Genomic DNA, 17453 nt, shown 5'->3' on the forward strand with positions numbered 1-17453 from the left:
GTGCCGCGAATCGAGCTCGGGCAGGGCAGAATGGGATGGTGAACTGGCAGTGGAAGAGCGTCGTCGTGGTCTGGCTGTTCGCGCTCGCCTGCGCGGTGCTCACCGGGCTGCTCTCCCTTCCGGGCCAGGGGCTGGTCTGGCTCGGTCTCTCCTTCGCCGGTTGCGTGATCGGAACCCTCTGCGTTCAGCTCGCAACGGGCCGCAAAGAGGGCTACGTGAACCGGGTGACGGTGAGCCTCGTCGGGGCCGTCGTGGTGCTCGCCGGTGCCACGGGAATTTTCTCCCTGGCCGGTCTCGCCTAGTTTTCGGTTGCCGTCGGGTTAGAGTTGAGTCATGTCAACCCTCGCACTCGAAATCTTCTTCCTGGGGCTCCTCGCGCTGGCGAGTCTGTCGATCGCCTGGGTTTCCGGAATCGTCCTGTTCAAGCTGTTTCGGGGGCAGCGGTAACCTTCGATGTTCGAGCTCCCCACCCAGCTCCCTTCCGAACTCGTTCCGCTCTCCTGGCTTCTCGGCGTCTGGGAGGGCTCGGGGATTCTCGACTATGCCATCGGTGACACCTCGGTCACCCGGGAATTCGGTCATCGGCTGAGTTTCAGCCATGACGGCCTGCCGCACCTGAACTACAACTCGTACACCTGGCTCGAACCGGAGCCCGGATCCGACAGCGATGAGAAGATTCCGCTGATGACGGAGACCGGGTACTGGCGGCTGAGCCGACAGCAGGGTGCCGGCGACCCCGGTCCCGGTCTGCTTCCGGCGGAGGGCGAGCATCCGTTCGTCACGGCATCGGCGGTTGAGACGCTCCGTAACGAGGACGGCGGGTTCGACATCGACGTGACGCTCGTGCACCCGGGGGGAGTGGCCGAAATCTATCTGGGCCAGGTCAAGGGTCCCCGGATCGACCTGGCCACGGATGCCGTGATGCGCACCCAGGGCGCCAAGGCGTACTCGGCGGCGACCCGGTTGTACGGCCTGGTCGAGGGACACCTGCTCTGGGCCTGGGACATCGCGGCCCTCGGCCAGCCGCTCCGCACGCACGCGTCCGGTCGGCTCAAACGGGTCGAATGACGTCGACCCGGGCGGCCCCCGCGCGACCCACCGACGGGTCCGCCCGGTCAGCCCCCAGCCGGGCCGGTTAGGCTCCGGGACACCAGGGCCCCCGCCGCCGGCCGGCCCGAACAGCACGTTTGGAAAGAGCGCTCATGACCCAGGCATCCGTTTCCCCCTTCCTCGAACTCGACGGTGCCGTGCAGGCCGACGGCCTCGACGCCGGCGTCGCCGCGCACTACGGCAACCCCATGATCGAACAGCGTCGTCTGTTGGCCGGCGACGCCATCGTCGACCTGTCCAACCGTGGCGTGCTGAGCATTGCCGGGCCGGACCGGCTGACCTGGCTCAACTCCCTCTCCAGCCAGCAGCTGCGCGGCCTGACCATAGGGGAGTCGACCGAGACCCTGCTGCTCGACCCGAACGGCCGGATCGAGTACGCGATGGCCGTCATCGACGACGGCGTGGAGACCTGGCTGATCGTGGAGGCCGGCGAGCTGCCCGGGCTGCACGCCTGGCTTGACAAGATGCGCTTCACCCTGCGGGTGCAGGTCGTCGACCACAGCCTGGCCTACGCGGTGATCGGCACGATGGCCGCGGACCCCGCGGCGCTGCCGCTCAAAGCCGCCGCGCCGAACGGGGTCACCCTGACCTGGCGTGACCCGTGGAACAGCGTCGTCACGGGAGGCTTCCAGTACGCGGATGCGCCCACCCACCCCGGCGCCGACTGGCACTGGACCGAGACGCTCGTGCCGCGTCCCTCCCTCCCGGCGCTCCGGGACGCGGTGCGAGACGGCCGCGTCGCGGCGGCCGGCACCCTGGCCCTCGAAGCGCTCCGGATCGCCGCCTGGCGCCCGCGCCGGGCGACCGAGGTCGACGAGAAGACCCTCCCGCACGAACTGGACTGGCTGCGCAGCGCCGTGCACCTGAACAAGGGCTGTTACCGCGGGCAGGAGACCGTGGCGAAGGTGCACAACCTCGGCCACCCGCCCCGGCGCCTGGTGATGCTCCACCTGGACGGGTCCGATGCCGTGCTGCCCGTGCACGGCGACGAGGTGCAGGCGACGAAGCGGCTGGCGGACGGCGAGACCGAGCGCCGCGCCGTCGGCGTGATCACGTCGAGCGCCCGGCACCACGAACTCGGCCCGATCGCGCTCGCGGTGATCAAGCGCACCATCCCGGCCGAGGTCACCCTGCACGTGCAGTCGCAGGGTATCTCCGTGGCCGCGAACCAGGAGATCATCGTGCCCCAGTCGGCCGGCTCGGTCGCGGAGATTCCGCGCCTGCCGCGCCTGGGCGTTCGCACCCCCGGTCGCTGACCCGCAGCCGCGCCTGGTCTCCCCGGTGGTCGAGCCCGTCGAGACCCGCCTCCCCGGTGGTCGAGCCCGTCGAGACCCGCCTCCCCGGTGGTCGAGCCCGTCGAGACCTGCCTCCCCGGTGGTCGAGCCCGTCGAGACCTGCCTCCCCGGTGGTCGAGCCCGTCGAGACCTGCTCCGCACGTCGGTGGTCGAGCCCGTCGAGACCCGCCTCCCCGGTGGTCGAGCCCGTCGAGACCCGCCTCCCCGGTGGTCGAGCCCGTCGAGACCCGCCTCCCCGGTGGTCGAGCCTGTCGAGACCTGGCTCCCCGGTGGTCGAGCCCGTCGAGACCTGGCTCCCCGGTGGTCGGGCCTGCCGTGACCCGCCACTCGGTAGAGTTGACGGCATGTCAGAAACTTACAATCTCATCCTTCTCCGCCATGGCCAGAGCCTATGGAACCAAGAAAACCTCTTCACCGGCTGGGTGGACGTGAGGCTCAGCGAGCAGGGAGCGACCGAGGCGCGCCGCGCCGGCGAGCTCATCGCCGCGTCCGGCCTCCTGCCCGACGTGCTCCACACCTCATTACTTACCCGTGCAATCCAGACCGCGAACATCGCGCTCGAAGAAGCCGACCGGCTCTGGATCGACGTTAAGCGGTCCTGGCGCCTGAACGAGCGCCACTACGGTGCTCTCCAGGGGCTCGACAAGGCCGAGACCCTCGCCAAGTTCGGCCCGGAGCAGTTCCAGCTCTGGCGCCGGTCCTTCGACGTGCCGCCGCCCGTGCTCGCCGACGATTCCCCCTGGTCCCAGGCGCACGACTCCCGTTACGCCGGCCTCGGCGACCTTCTCCCGCGCACCGAATGCCTTAGCGACGTCGTCGACCGGATGCTGCCCTACTGGGAATCCGACATCGTCACCGACCTGCGCGCGGGAAAGACCGTGCTTGTCACCGCCCACGGCAACTCGCTCCGCGCCCTGGTCAAGCACCTCGACGGCATCTCCGACGCCGACATCGCCGAGCTGAACATCCCGACCGGGATCCCGCTGGTCTACCGCCTCGGTGCGGACATGATGCCGCTCGGCCCGGGAACCTACCTCGACCCCGAGGCCGCCGCCGCCGGCGCCGCCGCCGTCGCAGCCCAGGGCAAGAAGTAGCCCGACCGTCCACTTCGAACGAGAAAGCCCCGGAAGCGATCGCTTCCGGGGCTTTTCCTGTGTTGCCGTGAACCGCGGCCGCGGTCGGCCTACGCGCTCGTGTGCGGCGCGCTGGAGTTCTGCTGCCAGGCGCCCGTGCCGAGGTACTGCACCTTCTTCGCGATCGAGACGGCGTGGTCGGCGAACCGCTCGTGGTAGCGGCTGGCCAGGGTCGCGTCGACCGTGTCGGCCGCCTCACCCTTCCAGGTCTCGCCGAGAACGGCGTCGAACACGCTCAGGTGCAGGGCGTCGATCTTGTCGTCCTCGTTGCGGATCGTCTCGGCCAGCAGCATGTCCTCGTTGGTGAGGAGCTCGGTGAGCATGGTCGCGATCGCCGTGACGAGGGAGCCCATCTCGGCGAAGGTGCCGCGCAGGCTCTTCGGCACGACCTTGTCGGGGAACCGGTACCGGGCGAGCTGGGCGATGTGCGTCGACAGGTCGCCCATCCGCTCGAGCGAGGCGCTGATCCGCAGCGCGCTCACGACGATGCGGAGGTCGCGGGCGACGGGCTGCTGGCGAGCGAGGATGGTGATCGCCAGCTCGTCGAGCTCGATCGTCAACTCGTCGATCTTCTCGTCCTCGCTGATGGCCTCCTCGGCCAGACTCACATCGGACTCGTTGAACGCCCTGGTCGCCTTGTCGATCGAGATCGCCACGAGGCGCGAAATCTCCACGAGACGGTCCTGAACCTCGGCGAGCTCCTGTTGAAATACTTCGCGCATGAGTGTGTTGTCCTTCCTGGGCGCGCGTTACGCGCAGACACGTGAGCCCCACCTGGCCCCCAGCGAATCATGCCGGACCGAGGTTAACGGCAGGTGCCGTGAGCTTGAACACTTCCTAAAGTAGCCTGCAACAGACCCCTCGCGTCGACCGCCCCGATTAACAGTCAGTAATCTGGCTAAATGGAATCGACATGGCTGGTGCTGGTGTCGCTGGCACTCGGCCTCGCCGTCGGTGCCGGCTTCGTCACGCTGCTGCACGTGGCCGAACGCCACGGGCGACGAGCGGCCGAGGTCGTGAACCCCGCGGTTCCCGACGGGATCGATCAGGTTCTCGACGCGCTCGAGAGCGCGGGGGCCGTGCTCGACCCGTCGAACAACGTCATCAAGGCGTCGCCGGCCGCCGTGTCGATGGGGCTGGTCTGGAACCAGCAACTGGTGCATCCGGAATTGCTCGAACTGGCCGGGCAGGTCCGCCGATCCGGCGACGCGATCTCCGAGAGCCTGATCCTCTCCCGCGGACCGTTCAATGACGCGAGCATGCGGGTGCGGGTGCGGCTGGCCCGGCTGGGCACCCGGTACGTGCTGATCCTCGCCGAGGACCGCACCGAGGCGTTCCGGCTCGACGAGGTGCGCCGAGACTTCGTCGCCAACATCAGCCACGAACTGAAGACCCCGATCGCCGCCGTCGGCCTGCTCGCCGAGGCGCTCGGGCACGCAGCGGATGACCCGGTGCAGGTTCGGCGGTTCGCCAACCGGTTGACCACGGAGTCGGGTCGGCTGACCCGCCTGACCCAGGAGATCATCGAACTCTCCCGGCTGCAGGCGCAGGATTCCCTGGCCGAGCCCGAGGTGCTGAACGTGGACGATATCGTCTCGGCGGCCGTCGACCAGAGCCGGGTGGTCGCCGATGCCGACCGGATCACGATCGCCGTCGGCAAGAAGTCCCGCGCCGAGGTCAGCGGCGACGAACGCCTGCTGGTGATGGCCGTGCACAACCTGGTCGCCAACGCCGTGCACTACTCGCCGGAGGGCTCCCGGGTCGGAGTCGGCGTGCGCCGGCACGACGGCGTGGTGGAGATCACCGTCACCGACCAGGGAGTGGGGATCGCCGAGGCCGACCTCGAGCGCATCTTCGAGCGCTTCTTCCGGGTCGACCAGGCCAGGTCGCGCCACACCGGCGGGACCGGCCTGGGGCTGTCGATCGTCAAACACATCGTGCAGATCCACGGCGGTGACATCCGGGTCTGGTCCCAGCCCGGCAGTGGCTCCACCTTCACCATCCGGCTTCCAGAGGCGCCACCCACCGCCCCGTCGGCGGCGGAAACCTCATCGTGACGTCCCCACATTCGACCGAGACAGCCCGCTCCGGCGGCGACAGGAGCCACACCGTGACCCACATCCTTCTTGTCGAAGACGAGCAAGCCCTGAGCGAGCCGCTGAGCTTCCTGCTCGAACGGGAGGGCTACGAGGTGACGGTCGCCGAAGACGGGCCCAGTGCCATCCGCGAGTTCGACCGCACCGGTGCCGACCTGATCCTGCTCGACCTGATGCTCCCGGGCATCCCCGGCACCGAGGTGTGCCGGGAGATTCGGACCCGCTCCACCGTGCCGATCATCATGCTCACCGCCAAGGACTCCGAGGTCGACATCGTCGTCGGGCTTGAGCTGGGCGCGGACGACTACGTCACCAAGCCGTACTCGACCCGGGAACTGCTCGCGCGGATCCGGGCCGTGTCCAGACGGCGCACCGAGGTGGAGCTTGACGACGACAGCGTGCTCTCGGCCGGCACGGTGAGCATGGACATCGAGCGGCACACCGTCTCGGTCTCCGGTGAGGTCGTGAACATGCCGCTCAAGGAATTCGAACTGCTGGAGTTCCTGCTCCGCAACGCCGGCCGGGTGCTCACCCGCGGCCAGCTGATCGATCGGGTCTGGGGCACGGATTACTTCGGCGACACGAAGACGCTGGACGTGCACATCAAGCGCATTCGCTCACGGATCGAGGCCACGCCGTCCGAGCCGACCATGCTCGTGACCGTGCGCGGGCTCGGCTACCGCTTCGAGGCCTGACCCTTCGAGGCCGCACCCGTTTCCGCGGGGCGCGCCCGCCGCCGCGCCCGCGGGCTGCGGAAAGCGAAGCGGCCTGGCGCGATCCGGGCTACGGCGTGGGTGCTGCCGTGGGGAGGAGCGTCGAGTAGGTGCCCAGGGTGCCGTCGAGAACGGGCACGAGCAACTCGACCCCGGTCTGATCGCCGTACTGGAAGTAGACCGGGAAGAGCGAGCCGGGCTGGGCGGAGATGGCGTCCATGGGGATGAGCGGGCCGTCCTCGGTGCCGAAGGCGGTCGTGGAGTCGGCCTTCACGGTGATCTTCTGGTTGACCTTGCCGGTGGCGCCATCGAACTGCACGTTCAGGCTGTGCGCCGAGTCGCCGGTGTTGACCACCGTGACGAGGAGGCTTCCCGTGGTGCCGTCTTCCGAGAGCACGATCGCGTTACGCACGGCGAGGTCGCCGACATTGCCGCTCACGCCGTCACTGGCGTCGTAGTGCTTGGTGGTCGACTGCGGTGCCAGGAGGTTGCAGCCGCTGGTGCCCAACAGGACGCCGGCCGCCAGAACGACAGACACTATGACTCGAGCCCTCACAAGACCTCCACAACAGTTCGATGACCCGCCCAAGGAGGAGCACCGGAAATTTGGCTTTGCGCCTAGCTTACCGGTCGCGCGCGACGGGGGGAGCGGTCCCGGGCGGCGCGGCGAACCTTACCACCGTCAGCTGTGGTATCCTAGACGTTGCTGAAGGGATATACATACATGCTTTTTGAGGTTGGCGAAACCGTCGTTTATCCCCACCATGGAGCCGCGACTATCACCGAGGTGAAGACGCGGATCGTTAAGGGTGAAGAGAAACTGTACCTGAAGCTCAATGTTACTCAGGGCGATCTCACCATTGAAGTGCCCGCCGAGAACGTCGACCTCGTCGGCGTACGCGACGTGATCGGTAAAGAGGGACTCGACAAGGTGTTCGAGGTGCTTCGCGCACCGTTCACCGAGGAGCCCACGAACTGGTCGCGCCGCTACAAGGCGAACCTGGAAAAGCTCGCCTCGGGCGACGTCATCAAGGTGTCCGAGGTCGTCCGCGACCTGTGGCGCCGCGACCAGGACCGTGGCCTGTCCGCCGGAGAGAAGCGCATGCTGGCGAAGGCACGCCAGATCCTGATCTCCGAGCTCGCCCTGGCCGAGAAGACCGACGAAGAGAAGGCATCCACCGTTCTCGACGAGGTTCTCGCTTCGTAACACCGTTCTTTCGTTGGAGGGCGGCGCCGCAAGGTGCCGCCTTTCGCGTTTCTCCTCCCGAGTCGTCGGCGCAGTTGCCCTATTCGACGTCGACCTCACCAGATAGCCTCCAGACATGACTGATTCCCCTGCGCCCATGGTCGCGGTCATTGTCGTCGCCGCAGGCAGCGGCAGCCGCCTGGGACACAGCGAACCCAAGGCGTTCGTTCCCCTCGCCGGTCGCACCCTGCTCGAGCGCGCCCTGCTGGGCGTGTTCGGGATGCGGGAGCCTGCCCAGGTGATCGTGGTCGCCCCCGCGGACCGGCTCGACGCGGCGCGGGCCATCGCCGACTCCGCCGCCGGCCCCTTCGACGACCGGGTGGACGTCGTCGCCGGCGGGGCCAGTCGGCAGGATTCCGTGAATCGCGGGCTGGCCGTAGTGCGGCCCGGCGTGCTCACCGTGCTCGTGCACGACGCCGCCAGGGCGCTCACCCCGTCGGCACTGTGCGACGCCGTGGTCGACGCAGTGCGCGCCACGGGGAACGGCGTCGTGCCCGGCCTGGCCGTCGTGGACACGATCAAGCGTGTCGACGGACACGGGGCGATCCTCGGCACGGTTGACCGATCCGCGCTGTCCGCGGTGCAGACCCCGCAGGGGTTCCCCCGGGACGTGCTCGTGGCCGCAGCGGCCGCCGCAACCGGTGAGTCGACGGATGACGCCGCGATGGTGGCATCCGCCGGCTACCCGGTGAACGTCATCGAGGGTGACGCCCTCGCCTTCAAGATCACGACGCCGTGGGACCTGCGCCGCGCCGAATCCCTGCTCCGGGCGGGGTCGGCCCTGGCCGGATCGCCCGCGGCCGCTTCGATCCCGGCCGGCGAGAACGCCCGTGCCACGATCACACCGGATCCGCGCGTCGGCACCGGCCTCGACGTGCACGCTTTCGACGATGCCTCGCCGCTCTGGCTCGCCGGCCTGCACTGGCCGGGTGAGCGCGGACTCTCCGGGCACAGCGACGGAGACGCCGCCGTGCACGCGATCTGCGACGCGATGCTCGCCGCGGCCGGACTCGGCGACATCGGCGGGATCTTCGGCACCAGCGATCCGGTCTACGCCGAGGCCCACGGTGAGGTTTTCCTGCGCGAGACGGTCCGGAGGATCACCGACGCCGGATTCCGGGTCGGGAACGTCTCCGTGCAGATCATCGGCAACCGACCGAAACTCGCGCCGCGCCGCGCCGAGGCGCAGGCGCTGCTCGGCTCCCTGCTCGGCACATCGGTGAGCGTGACGGCGACGACCACGGATGCGCTCGGCTTCACGGGGCGCGGCGAAGGCATCGCGGCGCTCGCAACCGCGATCCTGTTCCCGGTTACCGCCGAGCGCCCTGTTCTAAGCTGGGAGGCGTGACCATCCGACTCTACGATTCCCAGGCCCAGGCCCTTCGTGACTTCATCCCGCTGAAGGACGGTGCGGTCGGCATCTACGTCTGCGGACCCACCGTGCAGTCGTCGCCGCACATCGGTCACCTCCGCAGCGCGCTCGTCTACGACCAGCTGCGCCGCTGGCTCACCTACCGCGGCCTCGATGTGACCTTCGTTCGCAACGTCACCGACATCGACGACAAGATTCTTGCGGGCGCCGCCGGCACCACCGAGGAATGGTGGGCCCTCGCCTACCGCTACGAACTCGAGTTCACCGCCGGTTACCAGCGCCTGGGCATCCTGGCCCCCAGTTACGAGCCGCGCGCGACCGCGAGCGTGCAGCAGATGCTGGACCTCATTGCCCGGTTGATCGAGCGCGGCCACGCCTACCCGGCCCCCGACGGTTCCGGCGACGTCTATTTCGACACGAAAAGCTGGCCGGGCTACGGTGCCCTCACCCGCCAGGGTGCCGGTGACATGGAGGCTGCGGCGGATGCCGACCCGCGCGCGAAAAAGGATCCCCGGGACTTCGCGCTCTGGAAGGGGCACAAGCCGGAGGAGCCGCAATCGGCATCCTGGCCCTCGCCCTGGGGCGACGGACGGCCGGGCTGGCACATCGAGTGCTCCGCCATGGCCACGCGCTACCTCGGCGCCCGGTTCGACATCCACGGCGGCGGGCTTGACCTGCGCTTCCCGCATCACGAGAACGAGCTGGCCCAGTCCGGCGCGGCCGGCGATGCGTTCGCCAACTACTGGATGCACAACGGGCTCGTCAACGTCAACGGGCAGAAGATGTCGAAGTCGCTGGGTAACTCGGTGTTCGCGGCCGAATTGCTCGAACAGGCCCGCGCCATCGTCGTGCGCTACTACCTCGGTGCCGCGCACTACCGATCCACCATCGACTTCCACGAGGGGTCGCTGGTCGAGGCCGAGGCCGCGCTCGAACGCGTCGAGAGCTTCCTCGACCGGGCCGACCGTCGCCTGGCCGACACCCGGTTCGCGGGGCTGGGCGTGCAGATCGTGCCGGATGAATTCGCCTCGGCAATGGACGATGACCTCGCCGTGCCGCAGGCCCTCGCGGTGTTGCACGAAACGGTGCGCACCGGCAACGCGGCGCTCGACGCCGAGGACCTCCACGCCGCCGCGGCCGCCCGCGGCCACGTCCTCGCGATGAGCGAAGTGCTGGGGATCAACCCGTTGTCGCCCGGCTGGGCCGTCGCCACGGACGAACCGGCCATGATCGCCCTCACCGCTCTCATCGAACGCCTGCTCGACGACCGCGAGATCGCCAGGCAGGGCCGTGACTACGCGGCCGCAGACCGTATCCGGGACGAGCTCGTCGCCGCCGGAATTACCATCGAAGACACCCCGTCGGGTGCACATTGGAGTTTTGACTGATGAAGAACACTGACCGCAAGGCCCGTACCGGGTCCGTGCGCAAGGGCAGCCGCGGGCCTCAGGTCGGTTCCGGCGGCCAGGGCCGCCAGGCCCTCGAGGGCAAGAAGCCCACCCCCAAGGCCGAAGACCGCCCGTACCACCCCGCCGGCAAGCGCAAGGCAGCCCAGGACCGCTTCGCCGCGGCCGGCGGCGGCCGCAGCCGCAGCACGACCGGTTCCCAGGCGCCCCGCAGCACCGCCAACAGCGGTGGCGGCGGCACGTCGACGCGCCGGGCGAAGTCGGCCGACGAGCACGAGGTCGTCACCGGCCGCAACTCGGTGCTCGAGGCGCTGCGGGCCAAGATCCCCGCATCCGCGCTCTACATCGCGACGCGCATCGAAATGGATGACCGGGTCAAGGAAGTCCTCACCCTCGCCACGACCCGCGGCATCCCGGTGCTCGAGGTGATGCGCCCCGAGTTGGACCGCCTGGCCGGCCGCGACGCCGTGCACCAGGGCCTCGCTCTCAAGGTGCCCGCGTACGAGTACGCCCACCCGATGGAACTGCTCGAACTGACCATCAGCCGCGGGCACAAGCCCTTGTTCGTCGCCCTCGACGGCATCACGGACCCGCGCAACCTGGGCGCGATCATCCGCTCGACGGCAGCGTTCGGCGGACACGGAATCATCCTGCCGCAGCGTCGCTCCGTCGGCGTCACCGCGTCGGCCTGGAAGACCTCGGCCGGCGCCGCCGCGCGCACACCGGTCGCGATGGCGAGCAATCTCACCCAGACGCTCAAGGCGCTCAAGGAGAAGGGCGTCCTCGTGATCGGCCTCGACGGCGACGGCGACACCTCGCTGCCCGAGCTCGGCCTCGGTTTCGCGGAACGGCCCATCGTCGTCGTGGTCGGCAGCGAGGGCAAGGGCCTGTCCCGGCTCGTCACCGAGACCTGCGACGCGATCGTCTCGATCCCGATCAGTGCCACGACGGAGTCGTTGAACGCCGGCATCGCGGCGAGTGTGACCCTGTACGAGATCTCCCGCCTCCGCGCCGCGGCCAAGGCCGCGAAGGCCGCCAAGGTCGGTTGAGTTACGCAGAAAGCGCCTTCATTTCTAAAATGAAGGCGCTTTTCGCGTAACTCAGCGGGTTGATCTACACCTTGAGCCGCCAATCGGCTTCATCGTCGGTGGCGGTCTCTGTCTCGTCTGCACCGGCGGCGACAGCGTCGTCGGTCACGTCGATGGGCAGGGTGATGGAGTCGGTCGCCGGTTCGATCACCGTCGCCTCGTCGCGCCGGTGCCGCAGCACATCCTGAACGTATGAGGTGACGGCCTCGGCCAGGGGGATGTCCCTGGCCTGGTTCTGGGCCATGAACCACCGGTGGTCCAGGAGCTGGTGGAACACCTCGGCCGGCTCGAGCTTGCCCTTGAGATCACGGGGGATTGCCCGGATCACCGGTTCAAAAACGCGCACCAGCCACTCGTGCGCGAGCATCTCCTCGTCGGCGTCCGGGTCGCCGTAGGTGACCCGGTAGGAGTCGAGGTCGTTGAGCAGGCGCCTGGCCTGGTTCTCCTCGGCGTCGAGGCCGGTGAGCCGCAGCAGGCGGCGCTGGTGGTGTCCCGCGTCGACGACCTTCGGCTGGATCCGCACCGTGGTGCCGGTGGTGTCGGTCTTGATCGCAAGTTCCTCGATGTCGAAACCGAGGTCGTTGAGGCGTTCGACGCGTTCGGTGATGCGCCAGCGTTCGGCGCTGGAGAACGACTCCGAGCCGGTCAGTTCGGTCCAGAGCAACCGGTAGGCGGCGACGATCCCGTTGCTGACCCGGATCGGGTCGAGTTCGTCGGCGACGCGGCCGCCGGCCTCGAGGTCCATCAGCTCTCCGGCGATGTTGACCCGCGCGATCTCCAGGTCGTTCTCGCGCTGCCCGTTGGAGAGCCCGCCCGGGTAGAGCTGCCCGGTTTCGGCATCGACGAGGTACGCGGCGAACGCGCCGGCGTCACGGCGGAACAGGGTGTTCGAGAGGGAAACGTCACCCCAGAACAGTCCGGCCATGTGCACCCGCACCAGGAGGAGCGCGAGTGCGTCCACCAGACGGGTGGCCGTGTCCGGTCGCAGCGTCTGCGAATAAAGCGCGCGGTACGGCAGCGAGAACTTGAGGTGCCGGGTGACGAGCACCGAATTGAGGGGTTCGGCGTCATCCGTCGTGCGATTCGTGATCACGGCGAGCGGCTCGACGCAGGGGATCTCGAGCCCCTGCAGCGTGCGCAGCATCTCGTACTCGCGCCTGGCCATCTCGCTGGTGGTTTCCTTGATCGCCACGACGCGCCCGCTGAGGTGCGCGAAGCGCACCAGGTGCCGGGAGATGCCCTTGGGCAGGGCCGCGATGTTCTCGTTCGGCCAGGCGTCCAGCGGCAGCTGCCAGGGCAAATCGAGCAGGGCCGGGTCGGCCGTGGCCGAGGTGATATTGAGAGAACCGCTCATGTCGGGGGCCTAACTGTGCATAGCGAAACGGCCGGGCGAAGCGGTGCTCCGTCCGGCCGTTTCAGTGGTGAACGTCGACCTAGTCCGTGACTGCCCCGCCGAGGCGGAGGCCGCTCTCAGCGTCGAACACGTGCAGGTGGTGCGCCGTGGGGGTGAGGTAGACGGTGTCGCCGGCTGACGGGTGCGAGCGGCCATCGACGCGGGCGACGATGTCGTTGCGCTTGCCCTCGACCGTGGAGTGTCCGTACAGGTAGCCGTCCGCGCCGAGTTCCTCGACCAGGTCGACCTCAACCTCGAGGCCTTCGCCGCGGGTTGCGGAGAGCTGGATGTCTTCGGGGCGGACTCCGATGGTGACCTTCTTGCCGGTGGATTCGGACAGGGTCTCGCGGGACACGGGAACGGTGGAGGTGCCGAACTTGACGCCGCCGTCGACGGTGTCGGCCAGGAACAGGTTCATGGCCGGGCTGCCGATGAAGCCGGCAACGAAAACGTTGTTCGGCTTCGCGTAGAGGTCGCGGGGGGTGCCGACCTGCTGGAGCAAACCATCCTTGAGAACCGCGATCCGGTCACCCATGGTGAGGGCCTCGGTCTGGTCGTGGGTGACGTAGACCGTGGTGACGCCCAGGCGGCGCTGCAGCGAGGCGATCTGGGTGCGGGTCTGCACGCGCAGCTTGGCGTCGAGGTTGGACAGCGGCTCGTCCATCAGGAAGACCTGGGGCTGACGCACGATGGCGCGGCCCATGGCGACGCGCTGACGCTGGCCACCGGAAAGCGCCTTCGGCTTGCGGCTGAGGTACGGCTCGAGGTCGAGCAGCTTGGCGGCCTCAAGGACACGCGCCGCGCGCTCGTCCTTGTTGACGCCGGCGATCTTGAGCGCGAAGCCCATGTTCTCGGCGACGGTCATGTGCGGGTACAGAGCATAGTTCTGGAAGACCATGGCGATGTCGCGGTCCTTCGGGGGGACATCCGTCACGTTGCGCTCACCGATGAAGATGTTGCCGTCGTTGACCTCTTCGAGGCCGGCGAGCATCCGCAGGGAGGTGGACTTTCCGCAGCCGGACGGGCCGACCAGGACGAGGAATTCACCATCGGCGACCGAAAGGTCGAGGTGGTCGACCGCGGGGCGGGTGGAACCCGGGTAGAGACGGGTTGCCTTGTCGAACGTGACTGAAGCCATTTTCTGTATTCTCCTTCACCGGCAGGTACGTGCCGGACGATCCGTAGTGATGGGATTTATGCGGCGGTTCACCAGTTGTTCACCGGGAACCGACCACTCCAGTATGTCATGACCCCGGGAACGGACGGCGGAGACGTTTATCGGCGCCGCACCGTTAGGGGGCGCCGTCTGGGGATTCCCAGACTGGGCACCTACTATTTGGAGTGCACGCGCAGATCGAAAAGCCCGCGCACCCGTCTACCCGGAGCGAACATTCATGACAATTGGCGGATCAGGCGAGGGCCGTCCCTCGAAGAACCAGCGGCGCGACGCCGCTCGGATCAAGGCCACCCGGCTTCGCGTGCAGCAGAAGAAGAAGGACCGACGTAATCGGGTCTTTCTTCAGGGTGGCATCGCCGTTGCGTCCATCGCCGTGGTCGCGATCATCGCCCTCATCATCATGAATTCGATCCGGCCGGCCGGCCCCGGCCCCGCGAACATGGCCAGCGACGGGATCCTGATCGGTGAAGGGATGACCGCCGTTACGACGTCGGCGCTGCAGCCGAACCGCAAGCCCGTACCGTCGAAGCCTGACTCCACGGGGACCGTCGCCGACATCCGCATCTACGTCGACTACCTGTGCCCGTTCTGCGGTCAGTTCGAAAAGGCCAACAGTTCCCAGATCGTGACCTGGGTGAAGTCGGGCGCGGCAACCGTGGAGATCCACCCTATTTCCATCCTGACCAGCAAGTCGGCCGGAACCCAGTACTCCCTGCGTGCCGCCAACGCCGCCGCCTGCGTGGCCAATTACGCCCCGGATGACTTCTACGCGTTCAACACGGCCCTGTTCGCCGACCAGCCCAAGGAAGGCACGGCGGGACTCGACGATTCGGAGATCAAGAGCCTGGTGAAGACGGCGGGGGTCGGCACGGCCTCAGCGAAGATCAACACCTGCATCGACGACGCCACGTTCAAGGCCTGGGTCGTCGGCGCCACGGACCGGGCCCTGTCCGGTCCGCTGCCCAACAGCTCGGTCAAGGCCATCACCGGAACGCCGACCGTGCTCGTGAACGGCAAGCAGTACGTCGGCGCCCTCGACGACCCCAAGGAATTCGCGGCCTTCGTGTTGCAGTCCGCCGGGGAAACCTACTCGACCTCCACCCCTGCCCCGGCCGGCTGAACCCGACGCGGACGGCCGTGGCCCCGTCGGCCGCATTCGTGATTTAGGATAGGGGTTCGAGGCGGCCTCGCGCCTCATGCCGGCCTGGCGCAATTGGTAGCGCACCACTCTTGTAAAGTGGGGGTTACGGGTTCAAGTCCCGTGGCCGGCCCCACACCCGTTGAAAACACAGGGCGCTTCGCCGGCGTCGGCGGCGAAACAAAGCCGGGGGGAAGCGCCTAGGCCGGGGGAAGCGCCGAGAGCACCCCGAGGAATTCTGCGGGGTCGATGACCTGGCGTACCCCGGTTTTCGCGCCCTCAGGGACACCGCCGACGTAGAGCCAGCCGAGGAGTTCCTCGGAGTCGGCCAGCCGGTGGACGTCGCGAACGGGAGCGGTGCGGGCCAGCGGTCCGGTGCGCCACATGACGCCCCAGCCCGCGTCGGCGAGGAGGAGGCTGAGCATGTGGCCGACCCCGGCCGCGGCGGCATCCTGTTCCCAGGCGGCCACTTTGTCGCTCTCCCGGCGGCTCGCGACGATGGCGATGAGCAGTTCGGCGCGGAGCGGCTTCCCGGCCAGACTGGTGGCGTCGGTTCCCGTCGCACCGGATGCCGCGACCAGCGCGTCTCCTAGTCGTCGCCGCGCGTCTCCGCGAAGCTCGATCAGGCGCCACGGGCGCAGGGCGCCGTGATCGGCCACCCTGGCCGCCACGGCGACGAGCGGCAGCAGGTCCTCGTGGGTCGGCGTCGCCGCCGTGACCTTGGAGTGCGAACGGCGGCCGCCGAGCGCATCGAGGACTGCGGACAACGGCTACTCGCCCGGGGTGAAGTTCAGCGAGACCGAGTTCATGCAGTACCGGTCGCCGGTGGGCGTGCCGAAACCGTCATCGAACACGTGGCCCAGGTGGGAGCCGCAATTCGCGCAGCGCACCTCGGTGCGCACGACACCGAGCGAGCGGTCTTCGATCAGCTCGACGGCCTCCGGTCGCACCGACTCGTAGAAGCTCGGCCAGCCGCAGCCGGAGTCGAACTTGGTCCCGCTCTTGAAGAGTTCGGCGTTACATGCCCCGCAGGTGTAGATCCCCGAACGGCCCTCGTCGAGCAGCTCTCCGGTCCAGGCGCGCTCCGTGGCGGCGCCGCGCAGGACCGCATACTTCTCGGGACTCAGCTCTGCGCGCCACTCGGCGTCTGACTTCTTGACTTCGTAGTCCATGGTGCGTCCTTCCCTCTCGGCCGGGCGCGGCCGACGTGTGTTCCTCAAGCTTAAACTCGAGCGGCCCGATCGGTATTCCGCTCTGGCCGGCGTGCAGCCAATTCACACCCGGTTCCGCCCGGCCGGGGTGGTCCAGCGAGTATTCAGACCCGGACAAATAGGATGGAGCGGCAGGGAGGTGGACGTGGAAGGCACGCAGGCGAAGCAGACGGTCGAGCACGACGCGCTCCCCGCGTTGAGCGAGCGGGATGCCGCCATCCTCGCCTTCGAACGAAAGTGGTGGAGACACGCCGGGGCGAAGGAGCAGGCGATCCGCACCGAGTTCGAATTCTCGGCCGCCCGGTACTATCAACTTTTGGGCGTTCTGATCGACTCGCCGGTCGCGCTGGCCCACGACCCGATGCTGGTGAAGCGCCTGCACCGGATGCGAGACGCACGAACGCAGGCGAGGGAGAGCCGCACCGTCCACCCCGCCGAGTAGCGCCCGAGCGTACCCACCATCAACGCACTGCCGATGAAGAAACGAATCAGTCCCACGATGCCCACCTCCCACCCGAAAGACCGATTCGACCACCTTCCGCATTCCTCGGAACGGGTCGGAGCCCACCGTGCCCCCGCGAAAAAGGGCCGCGGCTGGGTGGCATTCTGGTGGGCCCTCGCCGCGACCGTTGTCCTGATCGGGATCGGGGTGGCCGTGCTGGCCGGCCTCAACAACCGCCTGACCTTTGAGATGCCCGGAACCTCCCAGGCCGCGGGCACGGCTGCGCCCACCGCCCCGGCGACCGAGGCGCCACCGGCCGTCGTCCCCACCGTCGACCCCGGACTGACCGTCACGGTACTCAACGGCACCCCCGGCGATGGCGTGGCCGCAGCCGTCGGTGACGTGCTCACGGCCGACGGCTGGACCGTTGGCGCGCTCAGCAATGCCAGCACCGAAGACGTGCCGACGACGACCGTCTACTACGCGGACGCGACGCTGGAGGGCGCTGCCCGTGGTGTGGCAGGCTCGCTGCCCGGCTCGGTGGTGCTCCTGGCCTCCGACTTCGCGGAATCGGGCGCCGATCTCACGGTCGTGGTCGGCAACGATTACGTTCCTGCGGGCTGAGCATCCGGT

At 68.3% G+C, this 17453-nt stretch carries 19 protein-coding genes and 1 tRNA gene; 14 read left to right on the forward strand and 6 right to left on the reverse strand.

Translation table 11 applies throughout. The annotated features are described in order from the left end of the window. Positions 1-38: 38 nt before the first annotated feature. From QMG61_RS10825 to QMG61_RS10840, 4 genes are all read left to right on the forward strand, one after another. Entirely contained in the window at positions 39-302 is a 264-nt protein-coding gene (locus tag QMG61_RS10825) for a hypothetical protein (protein WP_283494343.1), read from the forward strand. A 151-nt stretch (positions 303-453) separates the two neighbouring features. Next, the gene (locus tag QMG61_RS10830) at positions 454-1068 is read left to right on the forward strand and encodes a heme-binding beta-barrel domain-containing protein (protein WP_283494344.1); all 615 of its coding nucleotides are present in this window, start codon (positions 454-456) and stop codon (positions 1066-1068) included. Between the two features lie 134 nt (positions 1069-1202). Continuing rightward, positions 1203-2366: a CAF17-like 4Fe-4S cluster assembly/insertion protein YgfZ gene (ygfZ, locus tag QMG61_RS10835; RefSeq protein ID WP_283494345.1), complete on the forward strand. Its 1164-nt coding sequence runs from the start codon at positions 1203-1205 to the stop codon at positions 2364-2366. A gap of 383 nt (positions 2367-2749) precedes the next feature. Next, the gene (locus QMG61_RS10840; protein WP_283494346.1) at positions 2750-3499 is read left to right on the forward strand and encodes a phosphoglyceromutase; all 750 of its coding nucleotides are present in this window, start codon (positions 2750-2752) and stop codon (positions 3497-3499) included. Between the two features lie 89 nt (positions 3500-3588). Here the strand turns inward: QMG61_RS10840 and phoU are convergent, their stop codons facing one another. After that, complete coding sequence (phoU, locus tag QMG61_RS10845; protein ID WP_283494347.1) at positions 3589-4260, reverse strand: phosphate signaling complex protein PhoU; 672 nt, start codon at positions 4258-4260, stop codon at positions 3589-3591. A gap of 180 nt (positions 4261-4440) precedes the next feature. Between phoU and QMG61_RS10850 the strand changes: the two genes are divergently transcribed. Both QMG61_RS10850 and QMG61_RS10855 read left to right on the forward strand, forming a co-directional pair. Further along, positions 4441-5595 carry a sensor histidine kinase gene (locus QMG61_RS10850; RefSeq protein WP_283494348.1) on the forward strand — a complete coding sequence of 385 codons (1155 nt, stop codon included), beginning with the start codon at positions 4441-4443 and terminating at the stop codon, positions 5593-5595. Positions 5596-5648: 53 nt separating this feature from the next. Beyond that, a complete protein-coding gene (locus QMG61_RS10855) occupies positions 5649-6329 on the forward strand; it encodes a response regulator (protein WP_283494349.1) in 681 nt (226 codons plus the stop codon). 88 nt (positions 6330-6417) lie between these two features. Here QMG61_RS10855 and QMG61_RS10860 read toward each other — a convergent pair whose 3' ends face one another. Beyond that, entirely contained in the window at positions 6418-6885 is a 468-nt protein-coding gene (locus tag QMG61_RS10860; protein ID WP_283494350.1) for a hypothetical protein, read from the reverse strand. A gap of 186 nt (positions 6886-7071) precedes the next feature. Between QMG61_RS10860 and QMG61_RS10865 the strand changes: the two genes are divergently transcribed. The 4 genes from QMG61_RS10865 to rlmB all read left to right on the forward strand — a co-directional run bounded on the left by QMG61_RS10865 (position 7072) and on the right by rlmB (position 11420). Beyond that, positions 7072-7554 carry a CarD family transcriptional regulator gene (locus QMG61_RS10865; RefSeq protein ID WP_134523784.1) on the forward strand — a complete coding sequence of 161 codons (483 nt, stop codon included), beginning with the start codon at positions 7072-7074 and terminating at the stop codon, positions 7552-7554. Positions 7555-7669: 115 nt separating this feature from the next. Continuing rightward, positions 7670-8941, forward strand: coding sequence for a 2-C-methyl-D-erythritol 4-phosphate cytidylyltransferase (gene ispD / locus QMG61_RS10870; RefSeq protein WP_283494351.1), 1272 nt, complete (start codon positions 7670-7672; stop codon positions 8939-8941). After that, positions 8938-10353, forward strand: coding sequence for a cysteine--tRNA ligase (gene cysS, locus QMG61_RS10875; protein WP_283494352.1), 1416 nt, complete (start codon positions 8938-8940; stop codon positions 10351-10353). The genes ispD and cysS overlap by 4 nt, the downstream gene beginning before the upstream one ends. Next, entirely contained in the window at positions 10353-11420 is a 1068-nt protein-coding gene (rlmB, locus tag QMG61_RS10880) for a 23S rRNA (guanosine(2251)-2'-O)-methyltransferase RlmB (RefSeq protein ID WP_283494353.1), read from the forward strand. The genes cysS and rlmB overlap by 1 nt, the downstream gene beginning before the upstream one ends. A 64-nt stretch (positions 11421-11484) precedes the next feature. Here rlmB and QMG61_RS10885 read toward each other — a convergent pair whose 3' ends face one another. Both QMG61_RS10885 and QMG61_RS10890 read right to left on the reverse strand, forming a co-directional pair. Next, a complete protein-coding gene (locus tag QMG61_RS10885) occupies positions 11485-12813 on the reverse strand; it encodes a DUF4032 domain-containing protein (protein ID WP_283494354.1) in 1329 nt (442 codons plus the stop codon). A 79-nt stretch (positions 12814-12892) separates the two neighbouring features. After that, on the reverse strand, positions 12893-13990 hold the full coding sequence (locus tag QMG61_RS10890) for an ABC transporter ATP-binding protein (RefSeq protein ID WP_283494355.1): 1098 nt from the start codon (positions 13988-13990) through the stop codon (positions 12893-12895). A gap of 256 nt (positions 13991-14246) precedes the next feature. Between QMG61_RS10890 and QMG61_RS10895 the strand changes: the two genes are divergently transcribed. Then, positions 14247-15149 carry a DsbA family protein gene (locus tag QMG61_RS10895; RefSeq protein WP_283494356.1) on the forward strand — a complete coding sequence of 301 codons (903 nt, stop codon included), beginning with the start codon at positions 14247-14249 and terminating at the stop codon, positions 15147-15149. Positions 15150-15227: 78 nt separating this feature from the next. Next, positions 15228-15303, forward strand: a tRNA-Thr gene (locus QMG61_RS10900). A 64-nt stretch (positions 15304-15367) separates the two neighbouring features. Here QMG61_RS10900 and QMG61_RS10905 read toward each other — a convergent pair. Further along, the gene (locus QMG61_RS10905) at positions 15368-15934 is read right to left on the reverse strand and encodes a nitroreductase family protein (RefSeq protein WP_283494357.1); all 567 of its coding nucleotides are present in this window, start codon (positions 15932-15934) and stop codon (positions 15368-15370) included. 3 nt (positions 15935-15937) lie between these two features. After that, the gene (msrB, locus tag QMG61_RS10910) at positions 15938-16339 is read right to left on the reverse strand and encodes a peptide-methionine (R)-S-oxide reductase MsrB (RefSeq protein WP_283494358.1); all 402 of its coding nucleotides are present in this window, start codon (positions 16337-16339) and stop codon (positions 15938-15940) included. Positions 16340-16523: 184 nt separating this feature from the next. Between msrB and QMG61_RS10915 the strand changes: the two genes are divergently transcribed. Next, on the forward strand, positions 16524-16820 hold the full coding sequence (locus QMG61_RS10915) for a DUF3263 domain-containing protein (protein WP_283494359.1): 297 nt from the start codon (positions 16524-16526) through the stop codon (positions 16818-16820). A 33-nt stretch (positions 16821-16853) separates the two neighbouring features. After that, positions 16854-17444, forward strand: coding sequence for a LytR C-terminal domain-containing protein (locus QMG61_RS10920; RefSeq protein WP_283494360.1), 591 nt, complete (start codon positions 16854-16856; stop codon positions 17442-17444). Positions 17445-17453 lie beyond the last annotated feature (9 nt).

The organism is Cryobacterium sp. PH31-AA6 (genome assembly GCF_030063195.1).
GTDB lineage: Bacteria > Actinomycetota > Actinomycetes > Actinomycetales > Microbacteriaceae > Cryobacterium.